Origin of the sequence: Erwinia sp. (assembly GCF_031978025.1) — a bacterium.
Lineage (GTDB): Bacteria > Pseudomonadota > Gammaproteobacteria > Enterobacterales > Enterobacteriaceae > Erwinia.
Genome location: NZ_DALZCD010000194.1, coordinates 1 through 8450 on the forward strand (window position 1 = coordinate 1; position 8450 = coordinate 8450).

An 8450-nucleotide genomic window follows, 5' to 3' on the forward strand; every position below is an offset into this window, starting at 1 on the left:
TGAGCGAGCCAGTAAAACCCGCCATGCCATTGCGCGCTTGCCGCTGACGTCGCTGCTGCTGGAAACCGATTCGCCCGACATGCCGGTACAGGGTTTTCAGGGCCAGCCAAATCGTCCCGAAAGAATTAAACATGTCTGGCAAAGCCTGTGTGAGATCCGCGAAGAATCGCCACAGGAGATTGCCGAAACTATCCGGGAAAATACCCGCAGGCTGTTCCGGATCTGACTAAAAGCGAAGCCCGCAGTAGCGACTCAACTATTTTGCCTTGCCGTGAAGGGGCATACACGGTGCCCGGCATGCTCACTCCTCTCCTACAGCCCTGACCGGTCCGGAATCGGCCACGATTTCGCCTGCTGAAATGTTATTATCATAACATTTCAGGTTCTCCTGTTTAACGGTCTGCCCCTTATCCCTTGGGATGCCAGTGTTATCCTGTTGCTGCGTGCGCTATAATTATCCTGACCGCAGCCGCCTCAATGTGAAAGCTGTCACAGTCGGCAGCCGGGCAGAATGTTACTATCCTAACATTGTGATTTTGTTGCCCGGCACGGCTGCCATGCCAACCGCCTTTTTCGGAGAACACCATGACTGATTTAACCACTACTGCCGTTCGCGCGCTGAAGCTGATGGACCTGACCACCCTGAACGACGACGACACGGAAGCCAAAGTGGTTGCGCTGTGTCATCAGGCCAAAACGCCTGTCGGCGAGACGGCGGCCATTTGCATCTACCCCCGTTTTATTCCGATTGCGCGGAAAACGCTGCGTGAGCAGGGCACACCGGATATCCGTATTGCTACCGTGACCAACTTCCCGCACGGCAACGATGATATCGAAATCGCACTGGCGGAAACCCATGCGGCTATCGCCTACGGTGCAGACGAAGTAGACGTGGTTTTCCCTTACCGCGCGCTGATTGCCGGTAATGAAGAAGTCGGTTACGACATGGTTTACGCTTGCAAAGAAGCCTGCGTTGACGCGGGCGTCCTGCTGAAAGTTATTATCGAAACCGGCGAGCTGAAAACAGAAGCGCTGATCCGCAAAGCCTCTGAGATCGCTATTGAAGCCGGTGCGGACTTTATTAAAACCTCTACCGGTAAAGTGGCGGTTAACGCCACGCCGGAAGTGGCGGAAATCATGCTGCGTGTTATCGCCGAAAAAGGCGTTAAGCATCAGGTTGGCTTTAAGCCCGCAGGCGGGGTAAAAACGGCTGAAGATGCGGCGATCTACCTGAAGCTGGCGGACGATATCCTGGGCGAAGAGTGGGCCGACGCGCGGCATTTCCGCTTTGGCGCCTCCAGCCTGCTGGCCAGCCTGCTGAACACGGCCGGACATACAGCCGCAAAAAGCGATTCTGCTTACTAACCCGCTTTCACTAACGGGGCAGCCCGCCAGCTAAAAAAGGCGGGCGTCCCTCAATGCAGCCCGGACGCGATGGCCGGGCCATCACCTCACACCTCACCAGGGGGTAACGTGTTTCTGCCACAGGAAATAATTCGTAAAAAAAGAGATGGTCAGGCGCTGAGCGAAGAAGAGATCCGCTTTTTTATTAAGGGCGTCCGTGACAACGCGGTTTCGGAAGGGCAAATTGCCGCGCTGGCGATGACCATCTGGTTCCATGATATGACGCTGCCGGAGCGCGTGGCGCTGACGATGGCGATGCGTGATTCCGGCTCGGTGCTGAACTGGCAGAGCCTGGGGCTGAATGGGCCGGTAGTGGATAAGCACTCAACCGGCGGCGTGGGCGATGTCACTTCGCTGATGCTGGGACCGATGGTAGCGGCCTGCGGCGGTTACGTCCCGATGATTTCCGGTCGCGGTCTTGGTCATACCGGCGGCACCCTGGATAAGCTGGAAGCCATCCCCGGCTTCGATATCTTCCCGGAAGATCAGACCTTCCGCACTATTATCAAAGAGGTGGGTGTGGCGATTATCGGCCAGACCAACTCGCTGGCACCTGCCGACAAGCGCTTCTACGCCACGCGTGATATCACGGCGACCGTCGATTCTATCCCGCTGATTACCGCCTCGATTCTGGCGAAAAAACTTGCTGAAGGGCTGGATGCCCTGGTGATGGATGTCAAAGTCGGCTCCGGCGCTTTTATGCCGACTTTTGAACAGTCTGAAAGTCTGGCACAGGCCATTGTCGGCGTGGCAAACGGCGCAGGCTGCAAAACCACCGCGCTGTTGACCGATATGAATCAGGTGCTGGCTTCCAGCGCGGGCAATGCGCTGGAAGTCCGTGAGGCAGTCCGCTTCCTGACCGGCGACTATCGCAATCCGCGCCTGCTGGAAGTGACGATGGCGCTCAGCGCCGAAATGCTGCTGTCTGGCGGGCTGGCCGCAGACCATGACGAAGCGAGGCGTAAGCTGCAGGCGGTGCTGGATAACGGCCGCGCGGCGGAAGTGTTCTCACGCATGGTGGCCGCGCAAAAAGGCCCGGTGGACTTTATCGACAGGCTGGATAGCTACCTGCCCGCACCGATGCTCAGCAAGGCGGTGTACGCCGATCGGCCCGGCATTGTGAGCGCAATGGATACCCGCGCGCTGGGGCTGGCGGTAGTCACCATGGGCGGCGGCCGTCGTCGCGCCAGCGATACCATTGACTACAGTGTAGGGCTAAGCGAGATGGCGCAGCTGGGTGACCGCGTGGACGGCGAGCGGCCGCTTGCGGTGATCCATGCCGCCAGTGAAGCGAGCTGGCAGGAAGCAGCGGCGGCGGTGAAACAGGCGATCACCCTGGCAGAAAAATCCCCGCAGCCAACGCCAGTTATTTATCGCAGAGTGACGCAATAAACGGCATACTGTTCCGATCGATAAAATTTAGCTCATCGCGTTAATAACGCAGGAGACCACGATGAAACGTGCATTTATTATGGTGCTCGACTCTTTCGGTATTGGGTCAAGCAAAGACGCTCATAAGTTTGGCGATGAAGGTTCCGATACGCTGGGGCACATTGCTGAAGCCTGCTTTAAAGGCGAAGCGGATATCGGACGTAAAGGGCCGCTGCATCTGCCCAATCTTACCGCGCTCGGCTTAGGCAAAGCGGCGGAAGCTTCTACCGGTAAGTTCCCGGCGGGACTGGATGAAAACGCCGAAATTATCGGTGCTTACGCTTACGCCAGTGAGCTGTCGTCGGGCAAAGATACGCCGTCCGGCCACTGGGAAATTGCCGGTGTGCCGGTGCTGTTTGACTGGGGCTACTTTACGGAAAAAGAGAACAGTTTCCCTCAGGCATTACTGGACGAGCTGGTCGAAAAAGCGGATCTGCCGGGCTATCTGGGTAACTGCCACTCTTCCGGTACGGTGATCCTGGACCAGCTGGGCGAAGAGCATATGAAAACCGGCAAGCCGATTTTCTATACCTCAGCCGACTCGGTGTTCCAGATTGCCTGTCATGAAGAAACTTTTGGCCTGCAGCGCCTTTACGATCTCTGTGAAATCGCTCGCGAAGCGCTGACCGAAGGCGGCTACAACATCGGCCGCGTGATCGCGCGTCCATTTGTGGGCGACAAAGCGGGACACTTCGAGCGTACCGGCAACCGTCACGACCTGGCCGTTGAGCCGCCGTCACCCACCATCCTGAAAAAGCTGGTGGAGGAAAAAGGGGGCGAAGTGGTCTCCGTGGGCAAAATTGCCGATATCTATGCGCACGTCGGCATCACTAAAAAAGTGAAGGCGACCGGGCTGGACGCGCTGTTTGACGCGACCGTGCAGGAAATGAAAACGGCGCCGGATAACAGCATCGTCTTTACTAACTTTGTAGATTTCGACTCCACATGGGGCCACCGTCGCGACGTGGCGGGCTACGCGGGCGGCCTGGAGCTGTTTGACCGTCGTCTGCCGGAACTGATGGCACTGGTAGAAGAGGGCGATATTCTAATCCTCACCGCCGACCACGGATGCGATCCGACCTGGCAGGGCACGGAACATACCCGCGAGCACATTCCTGTTTTGATTTACGGCCCGAACGTTAAGCCCGGCTCGCTGGGATACCGTGACACCTTTGCGGATATCGGTCAGACTGTGGCCACGTATTTTGGCCTTTCCGCAATGGAATATGGCAAAAGCATGCTGTAATCAGCGCAACGTAACACGCCGGCGCGAGCCGGCGAAAAGTAAATAAGGATAAAAGATGGCTACCCCTCATATTAACGCAGAAATGGGTGATTTCGCGGACGTAGTGCTGATGCCGGGCGACCCGCTGCGCGCAAAGCACATTGCGGAAACCTTTTTGCAGGATGCCGTGGAAGTCAATAACGTGCGTGGGATGCTGGGCTATACCGGCACTTATAAGGGCCGGAAAATCTCCGTGATGGGTCACGGTATGGGCATCCCTTCCTGCTCTATCTACGCTAAAGAGCTGATCACCGAATTCGGCGTGAAAAAGATCATTCGCGTGGGCTCCTGCGGCGCGGTTCGTGAAGACGTGAAGCTGCGCGATATCGTTATCGGTATGGGTGCCAGCACCGATTCTAAAGTGAACCGGATGCGCTTTAAGGATCACGACTTCGCAGCGATTGCCGATTTCGATATGGTGCGCAACGCGGTGGATGCGGCGAAAAACCTGGGTGTTGATGCACGCGTTGGCAACATTTTCTCCGCCGACCTGTTCTATACGCCAGATCCGCAGATGTTCGACGTGATGGAAAAGTACGGCATTCTGGGCGTGGAAATGGAAGCGGCAGGCATCTATGGTGTAGCGGCAGAGTTCGGTGCAAAAGCGCTGGCGATCTGTACTGTTTCTGACCATATCCGTACCCATGAGCAGACCTCGGCGGCCGAGCGTCAGACCACGTTTAACGACATGGTTGAGATCGCGCTGGAATCCGTCCTGCTGGGCGACAAAGCCTGATTTAAGCGGCCGTCGCTCTGGCGGCCGTTATATTGAGACGCCGACCGGCTCCGTAGGTCGGCGTTATTGCAAAGTATCCGCTCATCTTCTCCGGTTTTATTACCCGATCCTGCCTCGCTGATTGTTCGCCCATGAATCTCTTTATCGTGCGTTATTGCGCCTGAAATATTTTTATTGTTGCGGCGCGGCGCGCCAGAGGTTCCTGCAACTGGCAAAGTGGCCAGGCGGCAGCGGTGAGTTTTAGCAGGCGGCAGTGTGTGCAGCAGGCGCGGAACAGAACGATAAGCCTCGCCAGAAGGCGATACTGTGGAGCCGGCGCTGAACGCGCCGCTGCCACAGATCGAGCGAGCAGACCCGCCCGTTAATTTTTATCCGTCTCGCCATTATCTTCTTTTACCGGACGGTTAGCGGTAAGCAGGAAGGGCGACTGCTGCCAGCGCGTACGGCGATCCCGCAGCAGCGTGCGGGTAAGGATAATACCGATAGCCAGTGCCAGCAGCATCATCAGGCGCAGGATATTGGTAGTGTTATCAACCTGACGCGAATCCGTCACCAGCACGTGGGTATCCAGCGTGACGCGCAGAAAACCACGCGGCCCGTCAGCGCCGGACAGCGGCTCGACCAGCTGATGATTGAAATAGCTGCCGGCCCGTTGACCATCCAATGCCAGCCGGTCGCGGACGTTAATGGTTTCGCCGCTGTGTGCCAGCAGCGTTCCGCTATCGTCATAAACCGATGCGTCCAAAATTCGGCTCTCGGTGGTCAACTGCGTGAGGATATCCACCATCTTCTGATGGTTATCATCACTGTTTTCCATCAGCGGCGTCAGGCTGAAGGCGACCTGACGGGTGAGCGTCCGCGCCAGCTCTTCCACCTGCTCCGAGCGGGCCATCTGGTGGCCCATGCTGAACCACGAGGCACCCTGCATCAGCATGACCAGCAGTGCCAGGCAAATCAGGACAATTGCCGTGCGGTGCAGCCGAAATGTTACTCTGGCTTTTGCCATTTTTACCCTTTACATTTTGTCCGGAAACGGAACCGCATTTATGTTGCCAGAAGCGGGCGAGACAGGGTAGCCTCTTGCGTGATTAAACTGTCCCCTACAGGAGCTGTAATGCCAAATAGTCTGACCTGGTGCGACCTGCCTTCGGATGTTTCTCTCTGGCCGGGTTTACCTCTTTCCCTCAGCGGCGATGAAGTGATGCCGCTGGATTATCGCGCTGGCCGCACCGGTTGGCTTCTGTATGGGCGTGACCTGAATAAAGATCGCCTGACGGCGCTTCAGCACAGGCTGGGGGCGGCGATGGTTATCGTCAGCGCCTGGGCAGTGGAAGATTATCAGGTGATCCGCCTGGCGGGATCGTTAACCGCGCGTGCCACCAAACTGGCTCACGAAGTCGGGCTGGACGTGGCGCCGCTGGGCCGTATTCCGCACCTGAAAACGCCGGGACTTTTGGTGATGGATATGGATTCCACCGCCATCCAAATCGAATGTATCGATGAGATCGCCAAACTGGCTGGAAGCGGTGAACAGGTGGCGGAAGTGACCGAACGTGCCATGCGCGGCGAACTCGATTTTACCGCCAGCCTGCGCCAGCGCGTGGCTACACTTAAAGGCGCCGACGCCAACATTCTGGCGCAGGTACGGGCGGAAATGCCGCTGATGCCGGGCCTCAGCTCGCTGGTGCACAAGCTACAGGCACTGGGCTGGCACGTGGCGATCGCTTCCGGTGGCTTTACCTATTTTGCCGAACACCTGCGCGACACATTGCGCCTTTCCGCGATTGTGGCTAACCAGCTGGAAATCCGCGACGGCAGGCTGACCGGCGAAGTGCTGGGCGATATTGTCGATGCCAAATACAAAGCCGAGACGCTGCGTAAACTGGCCAATCGCTTTGAAATCGCGCCGGAACAAACCGTGGCGATTGGCGATGGCGCCAACGATTTGCTGATGATCCAGGCCTCCGCGCTGGGCATCGCCTATCACGCCAAGCCGAAAGTTAATGAAAAAACAGAAGTCACTATTCGTCATGCTGATCTGTTGGGCGTGCTCTGCATCCTGACCGGCAGTCTGATCCATGAAGAACGCTAAGGGGTAGATTTGGCCAAAGCGGTAAAGCGCGCCTTTGTTTGTAATGAATGCGGCGCAGATTATCCACGCTGGCAGGGGCAATGCAGCGCCTGCCAGGCCTGGAACACCATCACCGAGGTGCGTCTTGCGGCGTCGCCGACGGTGGCCCGTAACGAACGTCTGACCGGCTATGCGGGCAGCGCTGGCCCAAGCCGCGTGCAAAAACTGTCGGAGATCAGCCTGGAGGCGCTGCCGCGTTTCAGCACCGGCTTTAAGGAATTCGATCGCGTCCTCGGCGGCGGCGTAGTGCCGGGCAGCGCTATCCTGATCGGCGGCAGCCCTGGCGCAGGGAAAAGTACGCTGCTGCTGCAAACGCTCTGCAAGCTTTCCGAGAACATGAAAACGCTCTACGTCACCGGCGAAGAGTCGCTTCAGCAGGTAGCGATGCGCGCGCACCGTCTGGGCCTGCCGACCGCCAATCTGAATATGCTGTCGGAAACCAGCATCGAGCAAATCTGTCAGATCGCCGAGCAGGAAGAGCCAAAGCTGATGGTGATCGACTCCATCCAGGTCATGCATATGGCGGATATTCAGTCCTCGCCCGGCAGCGTGGCGCAGGTCAGGGAAACCGCCGCTTACCTTACCCGCTTTGCTAAAACGCGCGGCGTAGCGATCGTGATGGTGGGTCACGTGACGAAAGACGGCTCGCTGGCCGGGCCAAAGGTTCTGGAACACTGTATCGACTGCTCGGTGCTGCTGGATGGCGATGCGGATTCCCGTTTCCGCACCCTACGCAGCCACAAAAACCGCTTTGGCGCAGTGAACGAACTGGGCGTATTCGCCATGACCGAGCAGGGCCTACGAGAAGTCAGTAATCCTTCTGCCATCTTCCTCAGTCGGGGCGATGAGGTGACCTCCGGCAGCTCGGTGATGGTGCTGTGGGAAGGAACACGGCCGCTGCTGGTAGAAATCCAGGCGCTGGTGGATCACTCAATGTTGGGGAATCCAAGGCGCGTGGCGGTCGGGCTGGAACAGAATCGCCTGGCGATTTTGCTGGCGGTGCTGCATCGCCACGGCGGCCTGCAAATGGCCGATCAGGATGTTTTCGTTAACGTGGTAGGTGGCGTAAAGGTTACCGAAACCAGCGCCGATCTGGCCCTGATGCTGTCGATGGTTTCCAGCCTGCGCGATCGCCCTCTGCCGCAGGATTTGGTGGTGTTTGGCGAAGTCGGTCTGGCGGGCGAAATCCGGCCGGTGCCGAGCGGCCAGGAGCGCATTTCCGAAGCGGCCAAGCACGGTTTCCGACGCGCCATTGTGCCGATTGCCAACGTACCGAAGAAAACGCCGGAAAACATGAAAGTCTATGGCGTGAAAAAGCTGGCCGATGCGCTGGCTATCCTCGACGAGCTTTAACTTAAAAGCGGAGCGCGCGGCGTGCTCCGCACTTCAAAGTGGCGGAACGCGCGCCCGTTATGCAGGAGGCACCCGGTGTCGTCATTTGATTATCTGAAAACGGCTATTCG

At 57.7% G+C, this 8450-nt stretch carries 8 protein-coding genes; 7 read left to right on the forward strand and 1 reads right to left on the reverse strand.

The window, feature by feature from the left end:
* The 5 genes from RTK32_RS15115 to deoD all read left to right on the forward strand — a co-directional run.
* Nucleotides 1-226, forward strand: a 226-nt coding sequence (locus RTK32_RS15115; protein WP_312045404.1) for a TatD family hydrolase, incomplete at its 5' end; no start/stop codon positions are given.
* 359 nt (nucleotides 227-585) lie between these two features.
* Nucleotides 586-1365, forward strand: coding sequence for a deoxyribose-phosphate aldolase (gene deoC, locus RTK32_RS15120; RefSeq protein WP_312045405.1), 780 nt, complete (start codon nucleotides 586-588; stop codon nucleotides 1363-1365).
* A 108-nt stretch (nucleotides 1366-1473) separates the two neighbouring features.
* Nucleotides 1474-2796 (forward strand): thymidine phosphorylase, encoded by a 1323-nt coding sequence (gene deoA, locus RTK32_RS15125; RefSeq protein ID WP_312045407.1) that lies wholly within the window; start codon nucleotides 1474-1476, stop codon nucleotides 2794-2796.
* A 61-nt stretch (nucleotides 2797-2857) separates the two neighbouring features.
* The gene (gene deoB, locus RTK32_RS15130) at nucleotides 2858-4081 is read left to right on the forward strand and encodes a phosphopentomutase (protein WP_312045409.1); all 1224 of its coding nucleotides are present in this window, start codon (nucleotides 2858-2860) and stop codon (nucleotides 4079-4081) included.
* Between the two features lie 55 nt (nucleotides 4082-4136).
* Nucleotides 4137-4856, forward strand: a complete 720-nt coding sequence (deoD, locus tag RTK32_RS15135) for a purine-nucleoside phosphorylase (protein WP_312045411.1) — start codon at nucleotides 4137-4139, stop codon at nucleotides 4854-4856.
* A 361-nt stretch (nucleotides 4857-5217) separates the two neighbouring features.
* Here the strand turns inward: deoD and RTK32_RS15140 are convergent, their stop codons facing one another.
* Nucleotides 5218-5862, reverse strand: coding sequence for a YtjB family periplasmic protein (locus tag RTK32_RS15140; RefSeq protein ID WP_312045413.1), 645 nt, complete (start codon nucleotides 5860-5862; stop codon nucleotides 5218-5220).
* 108 nt (nucleotides 5863-5970) lie between these two features.
* Between RTK32_RS15140 and serB the strand changes: the two genes are divergently transcribed.
* Both serB and radA read left to right on the forward strand, forming a co-directional pair.
* Nucleotides 5971-6948 carry a phosphoserine phosphatase gene (gene serB, locus RTK32_RS15145; RefSeq protein WP_312045415.1) on the forward strand — a complete coding sequence of 326 codons (978 nt, stop codon included), beginning with the start codon at nucleotides 5971-5973 and terminating at the stop codon, nucleotides 6946-6948.
* Between the two features lie 9 nt (nucleotides 6949-6957).
* On the forward strand, nucleotides 6958-8340 hold the full coding sequence (radA, locus tag RTK32_RS15150; protein WP_253455435.1) for a DNA repair protein RadA: 1383 nt from the start codon (nucleotides 6958-6960) through the stop codon (nucleotides 8338-8340).
* Nucleotides 8341-8450: the final 110 nt, after the last annotated feature.

Bases quoted from the DNA above. Each gene is read 5' to 3' on its own strand.
- serB (WP_312045415.1), top strand. From the start codon at position 5,971: ATGCCAAATAGTCTGACCTGGTGCGACCTGCCTTCGGATGTTTCTCTC.
- deoC (WP_312045405.1), top strand. From the start codon at position 586: ATGACTGATTTAACCACTACTGCCGTTCGCGCGCTGAAGCTGATGGAC.
- deoD (WP_312045411.1), top strand. From the start codon at position 4,137: ATGGCTACCCCTCATATTAACGCAGAAATGGGTGATTTCGCGGACGTA.
- RTK32_RS15140 (WP_312045413.1), bottom strand. From the start codon at position 5,862: ATGGCAAAAGCCAGAGTAACATTTCGGCTGCACCGCACGGCAATTGTC.
- deoB (WP_312045409.1), top strand. From the start codon at position 2,858: ATGAAACGTGCATTTATTATGGTGCTCGACTCTTTCGGTATTGGGTCA.